We start from the raw sequence: 24,399 nt of genomic DNA on the forward strand, positions 1-24,399 counted from the left end.
TTATTAATTAAAAGTTTGATCTAAAATCTACAGAGATTTTAAAAACTGCTTGGGTGTAACGCCTGTCCAACGCTTAAACGCCCGCCCAAACGCACTCTGATCGGCATAATTCAGTCGCTCCGCAATCTCAGACAAAGACTTACCTTGCTGCAAATACAGTTTGCTCTGCTCCAAACGATACTGGTCCAGCACATCCTGAAAATTCAGCTCATGGGCTTTGAGCTGACGTTGTAGCGTCCGTTCCGAACAATGCAGACGCTTCGCCACATAACTCTGCAACACCTCTTCATGCTGCAATAAACCTTGCTCGATAAAGCCATGTATTTTTTGACGGAATTGCTGCTGTTGAACCTCAAAAGAACTAACGCTCCTCAAAGATTGTTGTGCTTGAGTTGATAACACATGATTCAGTTGCTGGTCGGCAGCAATACTTTTTGCCTTTAAAATCTGATTAGAAAAGCGGATCGCATATTGCCCCTGCTGAATCTGAATTGGGCAACCATAAAATTTTTCAAAATGATAAAGCGCGGTATGCGGTGCATAGCCAAATTGAATCATCTGCGGTGGCACTAAAGCATCTTGCACAATCGATTGTGCAATTTTAAAAATCAACGCCAGATTGAGCTCATACATTTCCCGATAGTCACAATACGATGCACTCCAAACAATCTGAATATATTCAGAGAATTGCTGCACATCGAGCTGTTCCAGATTAGTTTGCTTAAACACTAAAGAATAATAACGTTGTAATAGTTGAAGTGCTTGTTGTAGATCAATACTAGTCGATGCCAAATAGCCCATCAAACCCAAATCTTGTAAATTAGCATGCTCTGCCAAGACCAGAGTAATCGGACGAGTGAAGTGTGCTTGAGCGGCCTGTAATAACAAGGCATAACGCTCCACATCAAAGTCACGCTCATCGGGGTTTTCCAAACAGGCTTGAAAGGCTTGCCAAAGTTCAGGTGCAACAACTTTAGACAAATCAATTTGTTCCTGTTGTAAAACACGATTAAACAAACGCAAATATCCAATGATTATTTTAACTGACATGGGTCAATCTCATCCTGATCTGTCGTTATTTGTATAAAACTTGGCTGTAACTGTCAAAACATTTCATCGGACTTTTTCCATACTGAGTTCATGAAGAAAAACAAGGAATAGTCAAAATGAATGCACATGTTTCTTATCAAGTTGATCCCGTTGTCAGAACCAAACTGGACTTTCACCTCGATCAAGCACCGCGCTTCTGGTTTGGGGGTGATCCGTTCCGTACTCGTATGTTTGATGCTTTAAGCCTCACCTTTCCTGATGGCGAGCGCTACTTTATTGAATGTGTCCGTTTATTCCGTGACAAGATTGATGATCCAGACTTGCAGGAACGTGTTGCTGATTTTATCCGTCAGGAAGCACAACATGGCATTGCGCATGACAAAATGAACCAAGTCATGAAAGATCAAGGCATGCCTGTAGATCAGTTCACTGCCCGTCTAAAGAAAATCTTTAGATTTGAACTGAAGAATCGCTCTCCACAATACAACATTGCCATGACTGCAGCTGCCGAACATTTAACGGCGCTAATGGCTGATACCTTCTATAGCAAAAAAGAAACCCTAGCAGAAGCTGATCCATTTGTGCGTGCGCTTTTTGCTTGGCATGCAATTGAAGAAATGGAACATCGGGATGTCGCATTTGATGTAATGCGAGAAGTTGGTGAAGTCCCAGAAGCGACTCGTCGCTTTGCCTTAGTCTTTACCACCGTGATGATGTTTGGCTTTACCTTGTACCGTACTGATGTAATGCTTAAAACCGATGGTTTTAACTTAAGACAACGTTTTGATATGGCACGTAAAGGTTTACCGTGGTTCTTTGGTCGCAACGGTATTTTAACGGCGAAAAGAGCACAATATAGCGACTGGTTTAAAAAAGATTTTCATCCAAATCAACATCCAGTGATTCGCCAGTATGATGTCTGGATTGATACTTTAGCTAAAACCAATGATCCGATTGCAGCAGGTGAAGCGTTCTGGCAAGCAGGGCTTTAATCGATTTGAAATAAAAATTAAATGCTCTACCACAAGGTGGTAGAGCAAGGTAATTTATTAATTTACAACACGTTTTAAAGCAGCTTCACGAACAAACATTATTGGATCATTGGTAAGCATTTTCAGAATATAAATTGGCGTTTTTTTATTACATGCTATTCTATGACGAACTTCCTCACTATTGTCTCGGGATAATAAATCAAACAACTCTGGGCTAAGCTTTCTCTTCATAGCAACTGTCGCTCGAACAGATTCATTTTCATCTCTTGCTAGAGTTTCCAATATATTTAATGGCACAGTTTTATTATATGCAACCCATTCTCTCATTTCTGGAAATCTGGAAATGACATCTATCCAAACAAGGTCAGAAGCATTTTCATAGGCTGCACGCATATATTCATCACGTGTTTCACTATTTCGAAGTAAAATAAATTCCTCTGCTGATTTAATCATTTAAAAATTACTACCCTTCAGCTCTTTATATGGAATAAAAATCTCAATATTATCTTTATACATTCCAACTTATAAATAATAAAAACGCATAACTGAATATTACCCTTTTCCAATATTGTATTATGAAGTCTTGTGAAACAATGCTCCACATGGTTAATATTTATACCTACAACCTCATTTCACTATGGCATATTTAATACAACAAACAGACTCATAGTTTAAAACATCACCACTTCGCATAATGCTGTTCTAAAAGACCATATTCATTATCTAATGACACCACTTCAACCTGCTCATGTGCAATGGTGCCACTGACTTTGGCTTGCCATTGATTAAACTGGCTGCCAATCAAACGCAAATTAATATTTTCAAAACGACACCAGTCTGTTTCTACTACCAAATTTAAACATTCACCTAACGAGCGAATGGACCAGACATTTTCACTTTGCTGTTCAAATAGAACATCTGTTAATGGATACAAACGTCCATTCACCCATAACGCATTTTCATTACCAAAACTTTCATTCACACCTGAAGCAAGGTTAAGACCAATCCGACGATCCTGTGCATCACGGAACTGGCAAGATAGCCAGAACCAAGCTGTTTCAGGCCGTAGAAAACCACAGGTATCGTCCAAAGCTGCAAGGCTATGAGCATTAAATTCAATCTGCTGTCGATCTGGGCTGATAAAGAATCCCTCAACCGCCAATGTGGTTTGCTTCTGGGTATAGGTCCAGCCATTAATCCCCGTTGGACTACACAAACTTAAGGCATCGGTACCCGCACAAAAAATTCGGGCTTTCAGTTGTACTTCACCATGTTTAGTCACTTGGATATAACGCACCCCGTTGGCATGTTGCATATCAAATTGATACGCTGATTTTTTAAATGAACTTTGGCTAAATAAGGGCTGCTCATCCAACTGTGTTTTTAATGCCAAGGGTTGAATCGCATTCCACTCAATCACTTTTTTAGACTGATGATCATAGACATAGAAAAAACCATGACCTGCCCAAGATAAATCAACAATCGCAACCCCAATACTGTAATGCTCATGCTGTAAGCCACAGAATTTAAATTTTTTATATTTAAGTTGTTTGCGCCAGCCTGTTAACACCTGTCCATAAGGCGTTTTATAAATATAGTCGTCCAGATTAATCCGCGAAGGGACTTGCTCAAAACGTCCATAACGCGGTTGACCATTGGCTTGTATCAAATCCATTTTATATTCCATGATTGCTAGGTCGCAGCTACGCCCATAATAGACTGTAAGTGATCAAATTTACTACTATTTTTATATAAAGAAGTGCAACTTAATTCACATTTTAACCGATAAATCCAAGCCCCTAATGGACTTTTTTAGCTCACAATTTCATCAAAGATTCATACATAAGTTTTATTTTAAAAAACAATCTTATACCACTCGATCAAAAAACATGACGACTCAACGACTCTTAAAAGCAAACGTGCTCTGTCTCATGATGCTGGCTTTAACAGCATGTAATGACGACAATGATAATAATCAAACACCAACCGTTGAACGCAAAAATCAAAATATCAATATCCTTGCGTTTAATGATTTTCATGGCAATTTAGAACCGCCGAAACGTTTTATTGAAGCAGATGATCCAAACGATAATAGTAAAACTGTACGTATTCCTGTTGGTGGAGTCAGTTATTTTGCCGATGCCATCAAAAAGCTGCGTGCGCAATATCCAAACAATGCGGTCGTGTCAGCAGGCGATTTGATTAGTGCTTCACCGCTCACATCATCGTTGTTCTTAGACGAGCCAACTATTGAAACCATGAATGACATTCAGATTGATTTCAATGCGGTCGGTAATCATGAATTTGACCGTGGTACAGATGAATTACGTCGTTTGCAAAATGGTGGCTGTCAGCAATATACCAGTGCTAAACCCTGCCAGATCAACCCAAAATTTGAGGGTGCCAAATTCAATTTCTTGGCCGCCAATGTCTCAATGAAGGCTGATCCCAAGAAAACCTTGTTCCCAGCCTATAAAGTTAAAACTTATGGCGGTATTCCAGTTGCCTTTATTGGTATGACTCTGAAAGCAACACCAAGTATCGTGTCAGCTGCGGGCATTAAAGATGTCGACTTTCATGATGAAGCAGATACGGTCAATGCATTGATTCCTGAGTTAAAAAAACAAGGGATTGAAGCGATTGTGGTGGTGGTGCATGAAGGTGTTGCACCTAGTACCAAGTTTAATAAAAAAACCTGTGATGGCCTCAGTGGCCCATTACTCGGTATCCTCGATCGCTTAGATCCTGCAGTCGATGTGGTGGTTTCTGGCCACACCCATCAGTCTTATATCTGTGACTATGCCACTAAGAATCCACAAAAACCGTTCTTACTTACTTCTGCGGGCCAATACGGCACAGCCATTACCAATATTCAGTTAGAACTGGATGGCAAAACAGGTGATGTGATTAAGAAGGACGCCAAACAAGTTCCGATTCAAAGTGAAGCCTATACCTCTGGTACAACTACAGTGAACTTGACGGATCTATATGAGAAATTTAATAAAACCCCAAGCATTGAAGCGATTTTGGATAAATATCGCCAAGCCGTCACCACAATTTCAGCCCGTGTGGTCGGTACAGCCAATAGTGTCATTAATCGTAATGCCACCGAAAGTGGTGAAAGCCCACTCGGGAATTTAATTGCTGATGCACAACAAGCCATGGCACTAACAGCAAGTAATCAAGGTTCTGACTTTACCCTGATGAATCCGGGGGGTGTTCGTGCCGACTTATTGGTAAATAGCAGCAATCAAATCACCTTTGGTGATGTCTTTACCGTACAGCCTTTTGGTAATTCAATTGTGACCCTTAGTTTAACAGGTAAACAGATTCGTGATGTGTTAGAACAGCAATGGTCAGGTGCGAACGCAGCCACAGTTCGTATCTTACAACCATCCAAAGAGTTCAGTTATTCATATAAGAAAGACAACTCGACTTCACCACGTGCCAGCAATATCTTGGTTGCAGGACAAGCGCTGAATGATAGCAAGGTTTACCGTGTGACGGTTAATAGCTTCCTCGCGGATGGTGGAGATAACTTCACGGTATTAAAAGAAGGTAAAAATCCAGTCGGTGGCGGACAAGATATCGATGCCTTAGAAAAATATGTGGTGCAATACTCACCGCTGAATGCACCTAAAACGGATCGAATCAAAGTGCTTCCTTAACTGCATACGTACTAAAAAAACAGGGAAGCCATGGCTTCCCTGTTTTTATTTTAATTGTTGATTAATCCAAGGTCAGATAGGTATTTTCCCAAACTGTAGGCTTAAACTCATCTTGAACCAAATGGATATAACGCCCTGCAACATGATCAATTGGAATGCAATCATCGACATCGACTACACGATCGGTATGCGGTTTATGCCAATCTTGTTCGATAAATTGTTTACCCAACTGTTTTGCAATCACTGCATCGGATGCAACCACCAAATGGTAGCTATGTAATTCACCAAAAGCGTTAAGTGAATATCCACCTAGGTTAATCAAATATAATTTTTCATCCAAAGCAGACGGTGCAGCATCGGAAAACTGAATTTGATAATTCATGCCTTGTGATTGCACACCTGAAATCTGTGCCCAAGCATCGATATGCAAGCCTTTCGATTCACCAAACCAAGCCTGTTTGAGCTGAGGGATGACTTCAGACAATGATTCGCCTAGTGCCATTACCACATCATGCACTTCGGTATTGGCTTTCGCATGTCGGCCACCCAACATCACCATAAACAAACTTGGCATTGTGAAAACTTACATCTCGACCATTTCAACGCCATCAATACGCGCAACCGTCATCAAGTCTTTATCGCCACGACCTGAAACAGTGGCAATAATGATTTGATCTTTAGACATGGTTGGCGCAAGTTTAGTGACGTAAGCCATCGCATGTGAGCTTTCAAGCGCAGGAATAATGCCTTCAATCTTGGTGAGATCACGGAAACCTTGCAAGGCTTCATCATCATTGATTGGCACATATTCAACACGGTTCATGTCTTTTAAGAAACTATGCTCAGGACCAACACCTGGATAGTCCAGACCTGCTGAAATACTATGTGTTTCAATGATCTGACCTTGTTCATCCGACATCAAATAAGTACGGTTTCCGTGTAATACCCCAACATGGCCTGCATTCAATGGTGCAGAGTGTTTGCCTGTTTCAATGCCATAACCAGCAGCTTCAACACCATACATTTTCACGTCTTGATCATTCAGGAATGGATAGAACAAGCCCATCGCATTTGAACCACCACCTACACAAGCCACTAAAGCATCTGGCAAACGCCCTGCTTGCTCTTGAATTTGACGACGCGCTTCACGACCAATAATCGACTGGAAATCCCGAACCAACTGTGGATATGGATGTGGACCAGCAACAGTACCAATCACATAATAGGTGCTATCAACATTGGTGACCCAATCACGCATCGCTTCGTTCATGGCATCTTTCAATGTTTTTGAACCACTTTGCACAGGGACCACCGTTGCACCCAACAAACGCATACGGTAAACATTCATAGCCTGACGTTTCACGTCTTCAGCGCCCATGTACACCACACATTCCATACCCAGACGTGCTGCAATGGTTGCTGTCGCCACACCGTGTTGACCTGCACCTGTTTCCGCAATAATACGCTTCTTACCCGACAGCTTTGCCAATAAAGCCTGACCAATGGTGTTATTAACCTTGTGCGAACCCGTGTGGTTCAGGTCTTCACGTTTCAGGTAAATTTGCGCACCGCCGAGGTGCTGAGACCATCGTTCAGCATAATAAAGTGGACTAGGACGACCAACATAGAAGGCAAGATCACGGTCAAACTCTGCTAAAAACTGTGCATCATTCTTCATACGACCATAAAGACTTTCGAGGTCTTCAAGTGCAGCCATCAGCGTTTCTGATACAAAACGTCCACCATGAATACCGAAATGCCCTTGCGCATCTGGAAACTGGGTGTAGTCAATCACGTTATTTTGCTGATCCACGTTGGACTCCTTGCATAAATTTTTCAATCAGTTGTTGGTCTTTTATACCTTTTGCGGACTCGACGCCTCCGCTGACATCCACAGCAAATGCCGCTGTAGTATCAATAGCTTCACTGACATTTTCAGGGGTCAAACCACCTGCCAAAATGAGTGGAATATCTAGTTGGGGAAATTGGGTCCAGTCAAAACTATGCCCTGTGCCGCCTTTCAATTCAGGATGCCATGCATCTAACAAGACTGCACTGGCTCCCGCTGCTTGATAGCGCTTGATTTCAACCACAACATCTAAATCAGGTTTGACTTGAATGGCCTTATACCAACGGCGTTTACAGTGTGTTGCAATTAATTGACATTGTTCTGGTGTTTCATCGCCATGTAGTTGTAATACATCTAAAGGAACGGAATCAAGCACCGTTTGGATTTCTTCAGCACTGGCATTTACAAATAAGCCGACCAACTGCACATAAGGTGGTACCAGCTTTGCCAAAGTTTGGGCTTGCTCGATACTAACATGTCGTGGACTGGGTGGAAAAAATACAAAACCAATCGCATCTGCCCCTGATTCTACAACGGCTTGGATATCCTGTGCTCGGGTAATTCCACAAATCTTGGCGCGGGTTCGCATTTGGCTTTGGCGCATGAGCTGTCCAATTAAAATTGAATATTTTTGAAACTCTCGCATTGTAATGCAATTTGACTTGCTTTGGGCAAAGTTCATTCGGAAATGCAATTGTTTAAAAAACGTTAACACTTTATACTTTGCGTAATCTTGCAACAAGTCTAAAGCAAATTCTTTTGTTTATAGGGAAGTTGGTGTAAATCCAACACTGCCCTCGCAACGGTAACACCGAATCACTCATCTCAGCACAACGCCAAATCACTGCATCGGTATGATGTGGGAAGATGATGAGTAATATCATTTATTTGATGATTATAGTGAAGTCCGGAGACCTGCTTGTTGTTTATTTCCACATTATCATTCACGACGGGTGAATGTCCGGAGCGACGTCATGTCTACTGTTTTTCAACCGACTCGTTTAGTTGGTGCTATTGCTATTGCGATGGGGTTTTCTTCACCTGCTTTTGCTCAAGATCAATCCAGCGATAGAACTGCGACGCTAGATACGATTGTTGTGACAGCATCTCGTACAGAAGAAAAACTAAAAAATGTTCCTGCACGTCTTACAGTGATTGATCAAAAGACAATTGAACAAAATCCTTTATTAAATATATCTGATGTGATTCAACGTGACCCATCGGTATATATCAAACAAAGTGGTGGCTTAGGACAAATTTCTGAGATTTCACTTCGTGGCACCAAATCAGTTCACACACTCGTTCTTAAAGATGGTGCTCGTCTAAATAGTCAAAATGAACTTGGCCCACTCTATCCTGCATTTTTAGATACCACTGACGTTCAACAAGTTGAAATCTTAAAAGGACCTGCATCTGTACAATATGGTAGTGATGCGATTGGCGGTGTTGTTCAGTTAATTTCAAAGAAACCTGAAAAAACAGGAGCAGATTTAACTGGCATTTATGGGGAAAATAATACCTATAAAACGATTGCCAATGCCAATTTAGTTACTAATCAAGGTTTTTATGCCCAAGTAGGCGGCCAACGCTTAGAAAGTGATGGCACGCGTATCTTTGAAAGCCAAGCTAAAAATGAAAAAGCGAGTTATGACCAAAAAGGCTACCATGCTAAGGTCGGTTTTTATCAAGAAAATACCATAGATGCTTCTGCATCGATTAGTGAAAATAAGGGAACTAATATTTTCAGTAATGACTATATTACCAATACTGCACAGCGCTTATTCGAAAATCGTGTCATCAATGCCAAAGTTTCCTACAATATTTTGCCTGATTTAATCGTCAATGCACGTTATTCAAATGCTCAAGACAAGCAAAATGTACCCGCTTATAGCTCGCACTATGACACTGAAAATAACGAAGGTGATTTAAACCTAAAATGGAAATTCACACCAAATCAAAACATCTTAATTGGTGCAACCTACACGGATGCAAATTATAAAACCAACACAATTCTGAAAGGTGATCAGAGTGTTGATAGCACAGGCTATTACCTACAACATCAATTTAAAAATGAACAATTTGATACTCAAGTAGGTGTACGTTTAGAAGACAATGAACGTTTTGGCGATCATACCGTTGGACAAGCTGCGATTCGTTACCATTTCATACCGAATGCAAGTGTTTATGCAAATGTTGGTAGTGCATTCCGCGCACCAACCTTAAATGAACTCTATTCACAATGGGGTGGTAATGAAAATCTTGCTCCAGAAGAAAGCCTCTCTTATGAAATCGGATCCGATTACGATATCACACCGAATATCAGTACTAATCTTTCTGTTTATCATACAAAGATTAAAAACCTCATTACCTATAATGCCGGTACAAATAAAAATGTAGCGAAAGCAAATTTCACAGGTGGCGAAGCTGGTATCAAGTGGCATCAAGATGATTTATTTTTATCAACACAATATGCTTATGTAAAAACAGAAAATGAAGCAACTGATCTAGAAATTGCTTATCGCCCACGTCAAACATTAACAGTCAGCACAGGGTTAGAAAATGCAACTTATGGGATCAGTGCATCAGTAATCGCACGAGCTAAATCTTATGCAGACTCGGCAAATACGACTCGAGTACCTGGTTATGCAACTGTAGATTTAAATGCTTATTGGAATATCAATCCAAATGTGAAGGTATTTACTAACATTCAAAACGTAGGCGATGTTGAGTATCGTGAGGTATTAAACACCTATCCTTCGAATGATTGGTACATTAATACAGGTCGTCTAGCTTCTGCGGGTGTCACATTCCGTTATTAATCGCGTGATAAAATAATAAAAAATATTTTCTTAACTCCAGTTTCGGGGTAATGTTCTGACCGACATTATCCCCTTTTTATTTTCAGGATCAGAGAAACAGAACTATGGGACATCGTTTAAGTAAAATCTATACCCGTACAGGCGACTCAGGTACAACTGGCCTAGGGGATGGTTCACGCGTTGCCAAAGATGATTTACGCATCGCAGCTTTAGGTGATGTTGATGAACTCAATGCAACCATTGGCGTGCTTCGCGCACAAATCAGTGCCAGCACAGTTGAAAATAAAGCACACTGGGACAAAAGCTTAAGCCTGATTCAACATTGGTTATTCGATTTAGGCGGTGAAGTGTGTATCCCGAACTATCACTTACTACAACCTGTATGCATCGAGTTTCTGGAAAAAGAAATTGATCACATGAATGAATCACTGCCGATGTTAAAAGATTTCATTTTACCATCAGGCACTTTAGCTTGTAGTTATGCACATCAAGCTCGGGCAGTGTGCCGTCGTGCCGAACGTGCTTTATTGTCAGTACATCATCGTGACCAAAATATTCAGGCAACCGCATTACAATTACTCAATCGCTTATCGGACTGGTTGTTCGTTGCTTCACGTGCCTTACAACGTGCTGAAGGTGGTAACGAAGTGTTGTGGCAAAAGAATATTAATGACAGTATCGATCAAGCATAATCATTTGTTGGGTAGATAAAGATGCGAATTATTGGTCATCGTGGTGCACGTGGCGAAGCGCCTGAAAATACCTTAGGTGGATTCCGCTACCTGCATGATTTAGGTGTACGTGCCGTTGAATTTGATGTACGTCAACTGAAAGATGACCACTTGGTGGTGATTCATGATGATGATTTTGTACGTACTGCGGGTCGTTCACAACAAGTTGAAAACAGCAATTTAATTGAAGCCCAGCAATTCGATCACCGCCATCAATGGCAAGCATGGGCCTTTGAAGAATACACGCCGAGCCTGTCACATGTTTTAGACTGTCTCACTGACTTTGAGCATATCGAAGTTGAAATTAAAGCGGTTGCAGATGAAGCTGCAGCTGAACGTTTGGTTCTGCAGTTACAACAAGATTTAAAAGGTTTTGAAACAACCGCGACCATTACCAGTTTTGATGTCAAAATTTTGGCGGCATTACAGCAACAACAGAGCTCATTTAAACGTGGGTTGTTGGTGGAAATCCCCATTGGGGAATATGCAATCGAACTGGCACAGCAATATGGCTGCTGTCAGATTGGCTGGGGAGATGCCCTAGCAACCGATGAGATTATTCAACGGACCCAACAGGCCAATCTTGAAATCAGTGTCTGGACGGTGAATGAAGTCGAGCGCGCCAAGCATCTTCAACAATTGGGCATTCAAGGTTTGATTACGGATGTACCCAGTACCATGCTACAACACCTAAAATTATAAAAAGGCGGAACTCATTCCGCCTTTTTGCTTATCTTTTGCGCTGCGCTTGAATCAAACGCTGCCCTTTGGCATCCAATAAATATAAGTTGGTGCCCTCCAACTGAAAACGTTCAACACGCTGTATCGCATCCATCAAGTCTGCTTCTTGCGCCAACGCTTTATCACAACTTTGATGCTGCGCCATCACATCAAAATCCAGTTTGCCTTGGGCAAAATCATACTTATAGCGACCATAAATCTGATTACAGCCAGTATGCCCCACCACCATTTTTGAAACAGAATTGAGCGAAAAGCTTGGATATTGATTAAAGAACAACGCACGCTTGCCTTGAATCGAAGTAATCTGCCATTCAACATCCTGAACCCCATCGGTGCTTTTACGCACTTGCATCGCGGGTGGTTGCGTTACTCGCTTGGGTTGTAAGGTATTTTTTTGTGAGGGCGTAGGTTGACTTTGGCATGCTGCAAGCAGGATACCAGCCGATAATATTAAAGTTTTGTTAAAAAATGCCTTCAAAGAAAAAATAGGATTTTTCACGGTAATTTGCTCAGACATTGATTTATTTCACCTTTTAATTCATTGATCAATCTTACAAATGAATTCTGTTACTGTTCTTCCGATACAACTGTAGAATAATGCTAGTGCTAATTGATTTGGACATGCTAATATCGGCGATAAAATAGCAATATATCGTCATGATTGGTTTTGCTATCTCGTTTAGTTTTATTATCTTGTACAAACAAGGTTTTTAGGAGCGCTGACGGATATGACTTCCGCCCCACTCAAAAAAGCACCCATTAACTGGACTGCTAGCATTACCTTAATTGGAACACCAATTGTTGCTGCCATTTTAATTCCTTTATACGCCTATTATTATGATTTTAGTGTAAGTGCATGGGTCAGTTTATTCTTCCTGTTAGCACTGAGTAGCCTAGGAATTACAGCAGGTTATCACCGTCTTTGGGCACATCGTGCTTATGAGGCAGCCTTACCACTTAAAATTTTATTGATGATTGGCGGTACATTCGCAGTTCAAAACAGTATTTTGTTCTGGGCTTCAGGTCACCGTACCCATCACCGTCATGTTGATGATGTGGACCAAGATCCGTATTCAATCAAACGTGGTTTTTGGTATGCACATCTTGGCTGGATGATCCGCGATCATTCTCCTTCTAAACCAGATTTTAAAAATGCACCTGATTTGATGAATGACAAATTGGTGATGTTCCAACACAAGTACTATGTGCCAATGGTGATTGCAGTTCATGTTGGTGTATTAGGTGGTATTGGTTGGGCAACTGGCGATATCTGGGGGGTGATCTTACTCGGTGGTTTATTGCGTTTGATCATTAGCCATCACGTGACCTTCTTCATCAACTCATTATGTCACATGTGGGGCAAACGTCCTTATACCGACGAGAACACGGCACGTGACAACTTCGTGTTGGCTATTTTCACTTGGGGTGAGGGTTATCATAACTACCACCACATCTTCCAATACGATTACCGTAACGGGGTGAAATGGTGGCAATATGACCCAACCAAATGGTTAATCTGGACCAGTTCTAAACTTGGTTTAGCGAAGAATCTGCGTCGTATTCCAAGCTTTAATATCAAAAAAGCAGAGCTTGCGATGAAGTTCAAATATGCGGAACGTGACTTGGCGATTTATGGCCATGATGTCAATACTGACATCGTGCAAATGAAACAACGTATCGCACAAGAATATGAAGCTTTCACCCATACTTTAAATGATTGGGCTAAGCTGAAAGAACAAGAGCTTCAAGCGAAGAAAGCAGCGATGGCTGAAAAAATCCATCAAATGGATCACAAACTTAAAGTGGATTTCCAATTGCTTGAACATCGTTTAAGTCACCATCGTGAATGTTTAGAAACCTTGATGCGTAATATTAAAAAAGCGCCTGTTTCTGAATAACACAGCACTTATTGAAAATGGTCTCTCAAGAGGCCATTTTTTATGCCCATTTATCCACCACCCGCGTTCTCTCAACGGTTCACCATTTCACACTGATATTTGCTATAGTCATGATTCAGCCATCATGACCATTCGCTTATGCAATTCAATCCTCGTTACCCTTCTCTCAATCCCAAGCTCTATCACCAACAGCAGCCAAGTCCATTGCGCGGTGCCAAAGCAGGTCATTTTAATGAAGCATTGGCTGATGAATTGCAATGGAACGAAGAAGATAAGGCCAACTGGGTAGAAATCTGTAGTGGACAAAAAACCTTTGCTGAATTCCCACCACTCGCTATGGTTTATGCAGGGCATCAGTTTGGACAATGGGCTGGACAACTCGGTGATGGCCGAGGTTTGTTGATCGGGCAAATCCTGAATCAGCAAGGTGAAACGATTGATCTACACCTCAAAGGTGCTGGCTCTACCCCTTACTCGCGTATGGGTGATGGTCGAGCCGTCCTACGTTCAGTCATTCGTGAATATTTAGCGGGTCATGCATTAAATGCCCTTGGTGTTGCATCAAGTCATGCGGTTGGTTTTACCACCTCTACGCAAGGTGTACAACGCGAAACTCTAGAGCTGGGTGCGATGCTATTACGTACCTCTGAATGCCATATTCGTTTAGGGCATTTTGAATGGATCAATCAATATGCACCTGAACTTTTGGCTGAATTCACACAGAAATGTATTGAATGGCACTATCCAGAATGTCTAAAAGCTGAAAATCCAATACTCGCTTTTGCTGAAGCTGTAATCGAACGAACCGCCATCATGATTGCTAAATGGCAACTGGTTGGTTTTGCCCACGGAGTGATGAATACTGATAACCTGAATATCACTGGCTCAACACTGGACTTTGGACCTTACGGTTTTATGGAGCGTTTCCGCCCCAATTGGATTAACAACCATTCCGATTACCAAGGTCGTTATACCTATCAAAACCAACCGAGTATTGGTCATTGGAATCTGTGGACGTGGCTAAATAATTTAATTCCGTTGGCGAACGCAGAAAACAAAGAACAGTTCAAACTCGATCTAGCAGCATGTTTAGAAAAGTTTGAGCCAACTTTCTTAGCGCATTATGGGCAAGGCTTATGTCAGAAAATGGGCCTACCCGATTTTCATAAGGATAGTCTGGATTGTAGTTTTGCCTTTCTTGGAATCCTGCAAACTGAGCAATTGGACTATACCCAAAGCTTTCTTCGTTTGCAGCAACAGGATTACAAAGCCTTAAGAGATGATTGTATCCATATACAACAGTTTGATGACTTCCTGACCCGCTATAAAAATATCCGACAACATCAAGATACTGATGCCTTGGATGAGATGATGCAACAGGTTAATCCACAATATATCCTGCGCAATCATATGGCGCAGAAAGCGATTGAGCTTGCGGAGCGTGGTGATTTCAGTGAGGTTGAGCGTTTGTTTAAGCTGCTGAATCAACCTTATCAAAAACAAACTGATTTAGAAACGGAAGCAGATACTGCACCATTGCCAAGCGATGTGCCTGAAATTTCTGTCAGTTGTTCATCTTAGCAGAAGAAATCTATGAAAATTGGGCTGATGATTGGATGTGCGATTCTAGTCCTGTTATTGGGGCTGGCTTATTTCCAGTATGGCAAGTTCATCCCAACAGTGGGATCAGCACATCAACCTCTTTCTATCCATGAAATACAACAGCTTCAACAAAACAAACCCGTGACTTCCATTGAAGTGTTTAAAAGTCAGCGCATTTTACAATTAAAACATCAGCAGGAAGTCATTCGCAGCTATCCCATGCGTTTAGGTTTTGATCCGACTGGACACAAACAGTTTGAAGGCGATGGTAAAACACCCGAAGGGACTTATTCTATCGATTGGCGCAATCCTCAAAGTGCTTACTATAAGTCTTTGCACATTTCCTACCCGAATAAACAGGATAGCGCCTATGCCCAACAGCAGGGTCAATCCGCTGGTGGAAATGTGATGATTCACGGTACTGTGCCAACACGGGCCACATCCGTTCCTACAAGTGCAACTTATATGCCTCGCAAAGACTGGACTCTGGGTTGTATTGCGGTGACTAACTCAGATATGGATGAAATATGGCAATTGGTCAAGGATCACACCCCTATCATCATTCATCCGTGATGTGACCAATATTCAGAACAGCTTTTGCGGATAAAGGCAATGATCAAACTGCACAAGGCTTATGCAGGGGATAACTTTATCATCTGGAATCAGTCACAACTCACCGTCACAACTCATCACAAGCAATTGTAAAGTAATGTAAATTTTTTATACTTCTAAAAAGCGGATACCTTTGTTATCACCAGAAAAGAAGATAATTTCGACAAAAGCTTTGCGAAACTATCCACATTTTCTGTGGATAACGCTGTGGTTATCCACAGGATAAAACTTTTTCCAATACTTCATCCCTTACCATCATCAAAACTCATCTCATGTCAGCCTCTCTATACCAAGGAAAAGAGACAAGTTCACTTGTAGAAACTTTCCTACATTCTCTTGGATATGAGCCGTGTTGAAGCGGCGCAAGGGGTAGCCATAGGATAACGTAAATCTAGTTACTCATCTGGATATTCAAAACGATAACCCACCCCATACACCGCCTGAATCCATTCATGACGATTGCCTGTATCCGCCGCCTCTGAAATCTTACGGCGCAAGTTTTTAATATGGCTGTCGATTACGCGATCGGCTACATCGAAGCTATCCGGGTTAATATGGTCGAGTAGCTGTGCACGAGAGTATACCTGACCTAAGTGCTCCAAGAATAACTCTAATAAACGGAATTCTGTTGGGGTCAAAGTCAGTGCTTTTTGTTGATACCAAATACGTTGCTGCGCTTTATCAATGCGGAATAAATCGTTTTGCTCAGGCTCTGCTTTACGCTCTAAACGACGCAACACCGCTTGCACACGGGCAACCAGTTCTTTGGGACTAAATGGCTTACAGATATAATCATCTGCCCCCATATTCAAACCTAAGACCCGGTCAATTTCTTCAGTACGTGCGGTAACCATAATAATTGGTAGATCAGACTGTTCACGAACCTTACGGCAAATGGTCAAGCCATCCATGCGTGGCACCATCAAGTCCAAAATCATCAAACTCGGTTTACGTTGTTGAAACTGGGTATAAGCATCTTGACCATCATGAAACATACTGACTTCAAAACCAGCAGCTTCTAAATAATCACGAACCAACTGTGCGAGTTCAACCTCATCTTCAACCAACATAATATGTTTCATGGTTTTCATCCTATCCATCATCCTCAACATAAGAGGATCTAAAAGTTATTGAATTGATTTTGGGAAAGTCAGGACACAACGTAATCCACCTAAGGGTGAATGATCGAAAGTCAGTGAACCACCTAAAGCTTGTGCCAACTTACACGACAAGGCCAAACCTAGACCCGTACCACCCGTACTGCGTGTACGTGAATCATCGACACGATAGAAACGCTCTCCTAAACGTGCCAGTTGCTCATCATTTACGCCCAATGGACTATCATCTACATACATTATCCATTGTTGATCATCTTGTTGAGTGTGAATCTGTATTTTTCCACCTTGTTCGGTGTAACGAACACAGTTCCCTAACAGATTGACGATAATCTGTTTAAAGCGATCCCGATCTAAAGATAGGATTGCCCCTTCTCCAGATAATGTCACTTCAAGCTGGTTTTGCTCAAACGTCGATCTAAAGTTTTCAACTTCTTGTAGTACCACATCCCACGGATTGACTTCAGCAAAATAGCATTTCAACTGTTGTGCATCAGCTTGTGCTAGGTCTGCGAGATCTTGGGTTAACTTCTTCAACGTACTGACCTGACGCATCATGGCATTCAGGTGTTCAGGCGTCGCCTTACGAATCCCGTCCTGCATCGCTTCGATCTGTGCCTGCAATACCGCCAAAGGTGTTTTCAGTTCATGCGAGGTATCGGATACCCATTGACGGCGAGATTCTTCATGCTGATGTAAAATATCAGCCAAATGATTGAGTTGATTGGATAAGTCACCCAGCTCATCATTACGCTTAATCATCACTTGATGTTGATAATTGCCACGGGTCAGTTCCAAGGTTGCTTTTAATAAACGTTGAATTGGTTTCTTGAAATAAGTCGCCATCAATAATGCTGCAACCAAACTTGAAAGTACCGTTAAGGCATAGACCAATAGCAAATATCGTTTTTGATTACTAAAGAAATTGATACTAGAAGCATCATCCTGATCCAGTACGGGCTTTAATCCGAGGTAACCGACCACCTTCTCGCCCACCACAATCGGACGGAACGAAATTTGATCAGTCGCTGGTTCGCCCACAATAAACTGCTGATTCTCATCGTATAAAGACAGTCGAGAGCTTAAACCTAAACGGTCAGGAATCGAGACAAAGCGCTTTTTGCCCTGCTCAGCAGGTGCCGCATTCAGTTTACTGTCTTGTTTATCTTCTTTGCTATCCGTCTTTAAACGAAATTGACGGGGGCTTAATGGAAAGCGCAAGCCTTCAAAAGGTTGATATTCCGAAGGTAAATTTTGTTTGAGAATTTTTAACTCTTCATCATTAAATATCTGCCGATTTTTGATCTCGACATTATTTTGTGCCAGCGTTGGAGATAGGCTAAGTAAGGTATGGTCATTAAAATAACGTTGTTGTAGGGCAATATCGTACTGACGGCGCAACCACCATTGGGACAAACGGTCATAGTCATCTGGTGCTGCCGTACCTTCAATTTGCAGAATCTGCGCCTGAATTGCATTGCCCCAATCATGATAAACCGTATAGACGTTGCCTAAATTGGCTATCAATCGGTCTAGCTTCTGCATTTCCACATCGGCCACATAACGTGCAAAGTTCTTTTGCATGGTCCAATGCAAAATCCCCAAGCTAATCGTTGCGATCAACAAGGTGGTCAGTAATACCGTTAAAAACAGGCGTAGGGCTAAAGGCACGCGGCGAACATTCAAAAGCAGATTCTCAATAGTGTTCTATTTGTGGATTGTAACCAACATGGTCGAAAAAAACTCTCCATTGTTTCTTCATCTTTATTATCTAATCTTTAACCATCGAATCACAACTGATCATGCTGGATAAAACAATGAACAAGACAAAAATCGTATTGATGACCACCCTACTCGGTTCTGTTTTAGGCTTGGCTGCCTGTCAGTCAACCACACCAGCGGAACAGTCAATGGATCGTGACCATCACCGCCATAATATGCAACGTGCACCACTTACACCAGAACAACGTGCTGAATGGCAAGCCAAACGTGAACAGCGCTTAGAGCAACGCGAACAAATGCGTCAGGAACATCAAGCACAACGTGCCCAGATTGAGCAGGCATGTCAAGGAAAGCGTATTGGAGAACGCGTGAATGTTCAATGGAATAAGCGTGTAATTGAAGGCACCTGTGAAGTTCGTTTTACCCCAGATAAATCACAGTTCAAACGTCAAGCCAACGCAACGACTTAATCCCTCTCTTCCTCATCGGCGCTTTTAAAGCGCCTTTTTTTATGGCCAAAACATATTCATTTTTAAGTACACAGCTGCTTACGATTTTGCCGCTGCAGTTTCACTCAAAAGCCTAAAAAGCACCTACAATCTAAACGCTTAAACAGGTTGAACCATAAACTTTGACTTCACAGTCACTAAGAAATGACCTGCAAAAGCTTGTACCGAACTATAACTTGTTGCACGATTAGCAGTACAAAATGGTGCTGTTGGGCACATTTATCATTGACTAAGATTATAACTCTGGTTTAACCAGTATTGAGGAACCCGCTATGCCACAATACAAAGCACCCTTACGTGATATGCAGTTCGTATTGCACGAATTATTAAATGCTGAAGCACATTACGCGAAACTTCCTGCATTTCAAGACACTGTAAGCCGTGAATTGGTTGATCAATATTTAGAAGCAGCGGCTGATTTCTGCGAAAACGAACTTTCTCCTTTAAACCAAGTCGGCGACCGTGAAGGTTGTACTTGGAATGACGGTGTTGTAACAACGCCTACAGGCTTTAAAGAAGCGTATCAAAAATATATCGAACTTGGCTTCCCATCTCTTTCTGCTGATGAAGAATTTGGCGGTCAAGCATTACCAAACTCTTTAGGGATTTCTATCTCTGAAATGGTCGGTACTGCAAACTGGTCATGGGGCATGTACCCTGGTCTTTCTCACGGTGCGGTTCGTACTTTAGAACATCACGGTTCTGATGAGCAAAAGAACACTTACTTGCCAAACCTTGTTTCAGGTGTTTGGACAGGGACCATGTGCTTAACTGAATCTCATGCAGGTTCTGACCTTGGTATCATCCGTTCTAAAGCTGAACCAAATGATGACGGTAGCTACGCAATCTCTGGCGAGAAAATCTTTATCTCTGCTGGTGAACACGACATGGCTGACAACATCATCCATATCGTACTTGCACGTTTACCAGGTGCACCAAAAGGCACTAAAGGGATCTCTTTATTCATCGTGCCTAAATTCCACGTCAATGCTGATGGTTCAGTTGGCGAGCGTAATGCAGTGCGTTGTGGTTCAATCGAACACAAAATGGGTATCCATGGTAACGCAACGTGTGTCATTAACTTTGACCAAGCAAAAGGTTACTTGATCGGACCTGAAAACCGTGGCTTAAACTGCATGTTCACCTTCATGAACACAGCACGTATCGGTACAGCGGTCCAAGGTTTATCTGCATCTGAATCTTCTTTCCAAGGCGCTTTGGCGTATGCGAAAGATCGTTTGGCAATGCGTTCTCTTTCTGGTCCTAAAGCACCTGAAAAAGAAGCTGATCCAATTATTGTTCACCCAGCTGTTCGTAACATGCTTTTAACGCAAAAATCATTTGCTGAAGGTGGTCGTGCGTTGGTTTACTTATTGGCTCAATATGCAGATATCGTTGAAAAAGGCGAAACTGAAGAAGAGCGTAAGTTTGCTGACAACATCTTGTCTTTGTTAACACCAATTGCAAAAGCATTCTTAACTGAAACGGGTTCTGAATCTGCGAAGCACGGTGTACAAGTATTTGGTGGTCACGGCTTCATCTCTGAACACGGTATGGAACAAATCGTACGTGATACGCGTATTGCTTGCTTATACGAAGGTACCACTGAGATTCAAGCACTTGACTTGTTAGGTCGTAAAGTCTTGCAAACTCAAGGTGCGATGTTGAAAGACTTCACCAAGATCATCCATAAATTTGTTGAGGCGAACAAAGACAATGCTGCAATGCAAGAGTTCGTTGCGCCATTGGCTGCTGCAAACAAAGAATGGGGTGACATCACCATGCAAATTGGCATGCGTGCAATGCAAAACCCGGATGAAGTGGGTGCAGCTGCGGTTGACTACTTATACTTCTCTGGCTATGTAACGCTTGCTTACTTATGGGCACGTATGGCACTTGTTGCTCAAGAGAAACTAGCTGAAGGCTCAACTGAAGTTGACTTCTACAATGCAAAAGTGACCACTGCTCGCTTCTACTTCAAGAAGATCTTGCCACGTGTTCGCTCACATGTAGATGTGCTTTCAACTGGCGTTGCGCCATTGTTTGAACTTGATGCGGAACACTTCGCTTTCTAAACATAGTTTAGAATGAGATGCAACGTTCATCACAGAAAAAGGACTGGTCAGTTTTGACCGTCCTTTTTCTGTTTAATCAATGCTAAATTTATACGATTCAATTTATTTGTTCGTTTTATTTGATCACTTTGCACATGAAAATGTGCGTAGAAGGGAACGATTATGCCAATTTACAATGCTCCTTTAGCAGACATGAAATTCATCTTAAATGATGTATTTAAAGCAGAACAATTTTGGCAGTCTAATGAGAAACTGGCTCATGTAGATGCTGCAACAGCTGAAGCAATTTTAGAAGAAATGGCGAAGTTTGCCCAAAACGTGACACATCCGTTAAACCGTACGGGTGATGAAGAAGGTGCACGTTGGGAAAATGGCGAAGTTTTCACCCCAGCAGGTTTCAAAGAAGCATTCCGTCAATACGCTGATGGTGGTTGGATCGGCTTAGGTGCTGATGAAGAATGGGGCGGTCAGGCCATGCCAAAAATGCTGACTGTACTGTCTGATGAAATGTTATTCGCGACCAATCCATCATTCATGCTCTACCCGCTTCTTTCTGTGGGTGCTGGTATGGCGTTAAACAGCTATGCCTCACAAGAGCAAAAAGAAACTTATTTACCTAAAATCTACTCTGGCGAATGGTCAGGTACGATGTGCTTAACTGAACCACATGCAGGTACAGATTTAGGTATTATCAAAACTAAAGCTGAACGCAATGAAGATGGTACGTATAACATTACGGGTACTAAAATCTTCATCACCGGTGGTGATAACGACTTAGCTGAAAACATCATTCATCTTGTTCTTGCGAAGACACCTGATGCGCCTGCGGGTTCACGTGGTATCTCGTTATTCATCGTTCCAAAGTTCTTATTAAATGAAGATGGTTCTTTAGGTGAGCGCAACCCTGTTGGTCCTGGTTCAATCGAACACAAAATGGGGATCAAAGCCTCTGCAACATGTGTGATGAACTTTGACGGTGCTAAAGGCTACCTTGTTGGTAAAGAAAACGAAGGTCTTGCGGCAATGTTCGTGATGATGAACTACGAACGTTTGTCGATGGGTATTCAAGGTCTGGGTGCTTCTGAATTTGCTTATCAAAATGCAGCACAATACGCGACTGACCGTTTGCAAGGCCGTAGTGCAGCAGGTGTTCAATCACCAAATAAACCAGCAGATAGCATTTTAGTCCACGGTGATGTACGTCGTATGTTGCTCAACGTACGCGCGAATAACGAAGCATCACGTGCATTTGCAGTTTATGTAGGTCAACAACTGGATATCACCAAGTTCTCGACTGATGCAGAAGCGGTGAAGCAAGCCAACAACCGTGTTGCACTGTTAACACCAATCGCAAAAGCTTACCTCACTGATACTGCCTTCCAAGCAACCTTAGATGCACAAATGGTCTTTGGTGGTCACGGTTATATCCGTGAATGGGGTATGGAACAATGTATCCGTGATCTTCGTATTGCTCAAATTTACGAAGGAACCAATGGTGTTCAGTCTCAAGATTTAATTGGTCGTAAAACCATTAAATGTGGCGGCGCATTCATTGCTGAGTACATCACTGAAATCCGAGACTTCGCCAATGATCTAGACACTGATTTGAACTTCATTAAAGATGCAACTTTAGACGCTGCTACTGAAATTGAAGCAATCACGCAGTTCATTATCGAACAAGCTGCTGAAAATGTTGACTTCCCGAACTCAGCTGCGGTTGATTACCTACATGCAGTCGGCTTACTCAGCTTCGCATATATGTTTGCAAAAATCGCTGCTGCTGCAAAAGACAAGTCTGGTGATTTCTACCAAAACAAAATTGCATTAGCACAATACTTTGTAGACCGTATCTTGCCTGAATTAGATGCACGTTTAGCGAAAATCAAAGCAGGTTCTGACTTGATCATGAACTTCAGCGAAGATTACTTCACCAATCAAGCTTAATTGATTCAGCATAAAAAAAGCGTCTGAATATTCAGGCGCTTTTTTCTTTCAAGCAACAAATAATTCAGTCTGTATTTATCTTTTTAATTTCTCGACCAAAAAATCAGCTGTGATAGATACGCTCGGTAATAAACCACGTCTGGTCAGCATCAATAAACTGGTGGTCACGCCACCCGCCGACCATTCTGGTAGTACATTGACCAGACTTCCATTTGCAAGTTCATCCATACAAAAGTTTTCAGGCAAAAGCGTAATGCCCAATCCCCGTTTTACAGCACCTTTTAACATCTCAGACTCATTTGCCATAAAACGCACATTAGGCCAGACACTCTGTTGCTCGCCATTCAGATGTTGAAAATGCCAAGGATTGCGTTGTAAGTCCGACCACAGACCTTGATGTTGAGCTAAATCATTTGGGCGATGGATTGGTGCAGCCTCTGTCAGATAAGAGGGTGCTGCAACCGCAATGATCTTGTCATGTGTCAACACCCGCTGAATCAATCCAGAATCGGCTAAGGGTTTAAAATGACTGCGGATCACGATATCAAAATTCTCATTCATCACATCAACATAACGATCAGTCACTTCAAGTTGTAGCATTAGTTTCGGATAACGTTCCGCCAGTTCAGGCAAGCAATCCGACAAAATATATTGCGCAACAGGTACTGAAGCACTTAGGCGAACCACGCCACTTGGCTCCTGCTGCTGCATCAATAAGTTTTCTTCTGCATAACGGAACTCGTCCACTGCATTTTTGGCATGTTGATAAAACAGTATGCCTGCTTCACTGAGCACAAAACTCCGTGAACTCCGATGAATCAGTATGAGACCCAACTTCTCTTCTAAAATCGCAACCCGCTTACTGATGGTCGATTTGGGTAAATTCAGTTGTTTGGCTGCGGCAGAAAAGCCTTGATGCTCTACAGCAACCACAAACAGGAAAACGTCATTTAAATGTTGTCTGAGCAGCATGAGCAATGTCCATAAATGTAGACGATAAGTTGCATATTACCTGACTATTCGAAACTTTTCTGAGGTCTTAACATGGGTATATCTTCCACCGTAGAGTAAT

General features: G+C 42.0%; 21 protein-coding genes and 1 riboswitch. Of the genes, 11 read left to right on the forward strand and 10 right to left on the reverse strand.

The genetic code is table 11. The features are described from left to right. Positions 1-27 precede the first annotated feature (27 nt). A complete protein-coding gene (locus F993_RS17365; protein ID WP_004652420.1) occupies positions 28-1,050 on the reverse strand; it encodes an AraC family transcriptional regulator in 1,023 nt (340 codons plus the stop codon). Positions 1,051-1,166: 116 nt separating this feature from the next. Between F993_RS17365 and F993_RS17360 the strand changes: the two genes are divergently transcribed. Then, a complete protein-coding gene (locus F993_RS17360) occupies positions 1,167-2,042 on the forward strand; it encodes a metal-dependent hydrolase (RefSeq protein WP_004652421.1) in 876 nt (291 codons plus the stop codon). Between the two features lie 57 nt (positions 2,043-2,099). Here F993_RS17360 and F993_RS17355 read toward each other — a convergent pair whose 3' ends face one another. Continuing rightward, positions 2,100-2,495 carry a hypothetical protein gene (locus tag F993_RS17355; RefSeq protein WP_004652422.1) on the reverse strand — a complete coding sequence of 132 codons (396 nt, stop codon included), beginning with the start codon at positions 2,493-2,495 and terminating at the stop codon, positions 2,100-2,102. Between the two features lie 226 nt (positions 2,496-2,721). Further along, on the reverse strand, positions 2,722-3,717 hold the full coding sequence (locus F993_RS17350; protein ID WP_004652423.1) for a DUF2804 domain-containing protein: 996 nt from the start codon (positions 3,715-3,717) through the stop codon (positions 2,722-2,724). Positions 3,718-3,931: 214 nt separating this feature from the next. Between F993_RS17350 and F993_RS17345 the strand changes: the two genes are divergently transcribed. Beyond that, a complete protein-coding gene (locus F993_RS17345) occupies positions 3,932-5,710 on the forward strand; it encodes a bifunctional metallophosphatase/5'-nucleotidase (protein ID WP_004652424.1) in 1,779 nt (592 codons plus the stop codon). Positions 5,711-5,771: 61 nt separating this feature from the next. On the opposite strand, the gene F993_RS17340 is transcribed toward F993_RS17345, so the two are convergent. Genes F993_RS17340 through F993_RS17330 form a run of 3 tightly spaced genes read right to left on the reverse strand, consistent with a single transcriptional unit; the run spans position 5,772 to position 8,163 of the window. Further along, entirely contained in the window at positions 5,772-6,284 is a 513-nt protein-coding gene (locus F993_RS17340; RefSeq protein WP_032812346.1) for a DUF1543 domain-containing protein, read from the reverse strand. A gap of 9 nt (positions 6,285-6,293) precedes the next feature. Next, a complete protein-coding gene (gene trpB, locus F993_RS17335; RefSeq protein ID WP_004652427.1) occupies positions 6,294-7,523 on the reverse strand; it encodes a tryptophan synthase subunit beta in 1,230 nt (409 codons plus the stop codon). After that, complete coding sequence (locus F993_RS17330; RefSeq protein WP_004652428.1) at positions 7,507-8,163, reverse strand: phosphoribosylanthranilate isomerase; 657 nt, start codon at positions 8,161-8,163, stop codon at positions 7,507-7,509. Before F993_RS17330 ends, trpB begins: the two co-directional genes overlap by 17 nt. 119 nt (positions 8,164-8,282) lie before the next feature. Beyond that, positions 8,283-8,496: riboswitch (cobalamin riboswitch) on the forward strand. A 37-nt stretch (positions 8,497-8,533) separates the two neighbouring features. Here F993_RS17330 and F993_RS17325 point away from each other — a divergent pair. From F993_RS17325 to F993_RS17315, 3 genes are all read left to right on the forward strand, one after another. Beyond that, positions 8,534-10,378: a TonB-dependent receptor plug domain-containing protein gene (locus F993_RS17325; RefSeq protein ID WP_004652429.1), complete on the forward strand. Its 1,845-nt coding sequence runs from the start codon at positions 8,534-8,536 to the stop codon at positions 10,376-10,378. 104 nt (positions 10,379-10,482) lie between these two features. Further along, complete coding sequence (locus F993_RS17320) at positions 10,483-11,070, forward strand: cob(I)yrinic acid a,c-diamide adenosyltransferase (RefSeq protein ID WP_004652430.1); 588 nt, start codon at positions 10,483-10,485, stop codon at positions 11,068-11,070. 21 nt (positions 11,071-11,091) lie between these two features. Next, on the forward strand, positions 11,092-11,811 hold the full coding sequence (locus F993_RS17315) for a glycerophosphodiester phosphodiesterase (protein ID WP_004652431.1): 720 nt from the start codon (positions 11,092-11,094) through the stop codon (positions 11,809-11,811). 28 nt (positions 11,812-11,839) lie between these two features. Here F993_RS17315 and F993_RS17310 read toward each other — a convergent pair whose 3' ends face one another. Next, positions 11,840-12,367 carry an META domain-containing protein gene (locus F993_RS17310; protein ID WP_004652432.1) on the reverse strand — a complete coding sequence of 176 codons (528 nt, stop codon included), beginning with the start codon at positions 12,365-12,367 and terminating at the stop codon, positions 11,840-11,842. A 211-nt stretch (positions 12,368-12,578) separates the two neighbouring features. On the opposite strand from F993_RS17310, the gene F993_RS17305 reads away from it, so the two are divergent. From F993_RS17305 to F993_RS17295, 3 genes are all read left to right on the forward strand, one after another. After that, a complete protein-coding gene (locus F993_RS17305) occupies positions 12,579-13,748 on the forward strand; it encodes an acyl-CoA desaturase (protein ID WP_004652433.1) in 1,170 nt (389 codons plus the stop codon). A gap of 138 nt (positions 13,749-13,886) precedes the next feature. Further along, on the forward strand, positions 13,887-15,329 hold the full coding sequence (locus F993_RS17300) for a protein adenylyltransferase SelO (RefSeq protein ID WP_004652434.1): 1,443 nt from the start codon (positions 13,887-13,889) through the stop codon (positions 15,327-15,329). A 12-nt stretch (positions 15,330-15,341) separates the two neighbouring features. After that, positions 15,342-15,923, forward strand: a complete 582-nt coding sequence (locus F993_RS17295; protein ID WP_004652435.1) for a L,D-transpeptidase family protein — start codon at positions 15,342-15,344, stop codon at positions 15,921-15,923. Between the two features lie 434 nt (positions 15,924-16,357). Here F993_RS17295 and F993_RS17290 read toward each other — a convergent pair whose 3' ends face one another. Next, on the reverse strand, positions 16,358-17,044 hold the full coding sequence (locus tag F993_RS17290; RefSeq protein WP_004652437.1) for a response regulator: 687 nt from the start codon (positions 17,042-17,044) through the stop codon (positions 16,358-16,360). A gap of 45 nt (positions 17,045-17,089) precedes the next feature. Further along, positions 17,090-18,763, reverse strand: a complete 1,674-nt coding sequence (gene baeS, locus F993_RS17285) for a sensor histidine kinase efflux regulator BaeS (protein WP_004652438.1) — start codon at positions 18,761-18,763, stop codon at positions 17,090-17,092. A gap of 131 nt (positions 18,764-18,894) precedes the next feature. Here baeS and F993_RS17280 point away from each other — a divergent pair, with 131 nt between their 5' ends. The 3 genes from F993_RS17280 (at position 18,895) to F993_RS17270 (ending at position 23,327) form a co-directional block, all read left to right on the forward strand. Next, the gene (locus tag F993_RS17280; RefSeq protein ID WP_004652439.1) at positions 18,895-19,269 is read left to right on the forward strand and encodes a hypothetical protein; all 375 of its coding nucleotides are present in this window, start codon (positions 18,895-18,897) and stop codon (positions 19,267-19,269) included. A gap of 311 nt (positions 19,270-19,580) precedes the next feature. Beyond that, positions 19,581-21,383 (forward strand): acyl-CoA dehydrogenase C-terminal domain-containing protein, encoded by a 1,803-nt coding sequence (locus tag F993_RS17275; protein WP_004652440.1) that lies wholly within the window; start codon positions 19,581-19,583, stop codon positions 21,381-21,383. A gap of 162 nt (positions 21,384-21,545) precedes the next feature. After that, on the forward strand, positions 21,546-23,327 hold the full coding sequence (locus tag F993_RS17270; RefSeq protein WP_004652441.1) for an acyl-CoA dehydrogenase C-terminal domain-containing protein: 1,782 nt from the start codon (positions 21,546-21,548) through the stop codon (positions 23,325-23,327). A gap of 75 nt (positions 23,328-23,402) precedes the next feature. Here F993_RS17270 and F993_RS17265 read toward each other — a convergent pair whose 3' ends face one another. Next, positions 23,403-24,299 (reverse strand): LysR substrate-binding domain-containing protein, encoded by an 897-nt coding sequence (locus F993_RS17265; RefSeq protein WP_004652442.1) that lies wholly within the window; start codon positions 24,297-24,299, stop codon positions 23,403-23,405. Between the last annotated feature and the right edge of the window lie 100 nt (positions 24,300-24,399).

It is taken from the genome of Acinetobacter proteolyticus (assembly GCF_000367945.1).
In the GTDB taxonomy this organism is placed as follows: Bacteria; Pseudomonadota; Gammaproteobacteria; order Pseudomonadales; family Moraxellaceae; genus Acinetobacter; species Acinetobacter proteolyticus.

Excerpts from the sequence above, each read along its gene's own strand:
- F993_RS17315 (WP_004652431.1), top strand. The coding sequence starts at position 11,092 with ATGCGAATTATTGGTCATCGTGGTGCACGTGGCGAAGCGCCTGAAAAT.
- F993_RS17345 (WP_004652424.1), top strand. The coding sequence starts at position 3,932 with ATGACGACTCAACGACTCTTAAAAGCAAACGTGCTCTGTCTCATGATG.
- F993_RS17295 (WP_004652435.1), top strand. The coding sequence starts at position 15,342 with ATGAAAATTGGGCTGATGATTGGATGTGCGATTCTAGTCCTGTTATTG.
- F993_RS17300 (WP_004652434.1), top strand. The coding sequence starts at position 13,887 with ATGCAATTCAATCCTCGTTACCCTTCTCTCAATCCCAAGCTCTATCAC.
- F993_RS17360 (WP_004652421.1), top strand. The coding sequence starts at position 1,167 with ATGAATGCACATGTTTCTTATCAAGTTGATCCCGTTGTCAGAACCAAA.
- F993_RS17365 (WP_004652420.1), bottom strand. The coding sequence starts at position 1,050 with ATGTCAGTTAAAATAATCATTGGATATTTGCGTTTGTTTAATCGTGTT.
- F993_RS17290 (WP_004652437.1), bottom strand. The coding sequence starts at position 17,044 with ATGAAACATATTATGTTGGTTGAAGATGAGGTTGAACTCGCACAGTTG.
- F993_RS17275 (WP_004652440.1), top strand. The coding sequence starts at position 19,581 with ATGCCACAATACAAAGCACCCTTACGTGATATGCAGTTCGTATTGCAC.
- F993_RS17330 (WP_004652428.1), bottom strand. The coding sequence starts at position 8,163 with ATGCGCCAAAGCCAAATGCGAACCCGCGCCAAGATTTGTGGAATTACC.
- F993_RS17265 (WP_004652442.1), bottom strand. The coding sequence starts at position 24,299 with ATGCTGCTCAGACAACATTTAAATGACGTTTTCCTGTTTGTGGTTGCT.
- F993_RS17325 (WP_004652429.1), top strand. The coding sequence starts at position 8,534 with ATGTCTACTGTTTTTCAACCGACTCGTTTAGTTGGTGCTATTGCTATT.
- F993_RS17355 (WP_004652422.1), bottom strand. The coding sequence starts at position 2,495 with ATGATTAAATCAGCAGAGGAATTTATTTTACTTCGAAATAGTGAAACA.
- F993_RS17280 (WP_004652439.1), top strand. The coding sequence starts at position 18,895 with ATGAACAAGACAAAAATCGTATTGATGACCACCCTACTCGGTTCTGTT.
- F993_RS17270 (WP_004652441.1), top strand. The coding sequence starts at position 21,546 with ATGCCAATTTACAATGCTCCTTTAGCAGACATGAAATTCATCTTAAAT.
- F993_RS17350 (WP_004652423.1), bottom strand. The coding sequence starts at position 3,717 with ATGGATTTGATACAAGCCAATGGTCAACCGCGTTATGGACGTTTTGAG.
- F993_RS17320 (WP_004652430.1), top strand. The coding sequence starts at position 10,483 with ATGGGACATCGTTTAAGTAAAATCTATACCCGTACAGGCGACTCAGGT.
- F993_RS17310 (WP_004652432.1), bottom strand. The coding sequence starts at position 12,367 with ATGTCTGAGCAAATTACCGTGAAAAATCCTATTTTTTCTTTGAAGGCA.
- F993_RS17340 (WP_032812346.1), bottom strand. The coding sequence starts at position 6,284 with ATGCCAAGTTTGTTTATGGTGATGTTGGGTGGCCGACATGCGAAAGCC.
- F993_RS17305 (WP_004652433.1), top strand. The coding sequence starts at position 12,579 with ATGACTTCCGCCCCACTCAAAAAAGCACCCATTAACTGGACTGCTAGC.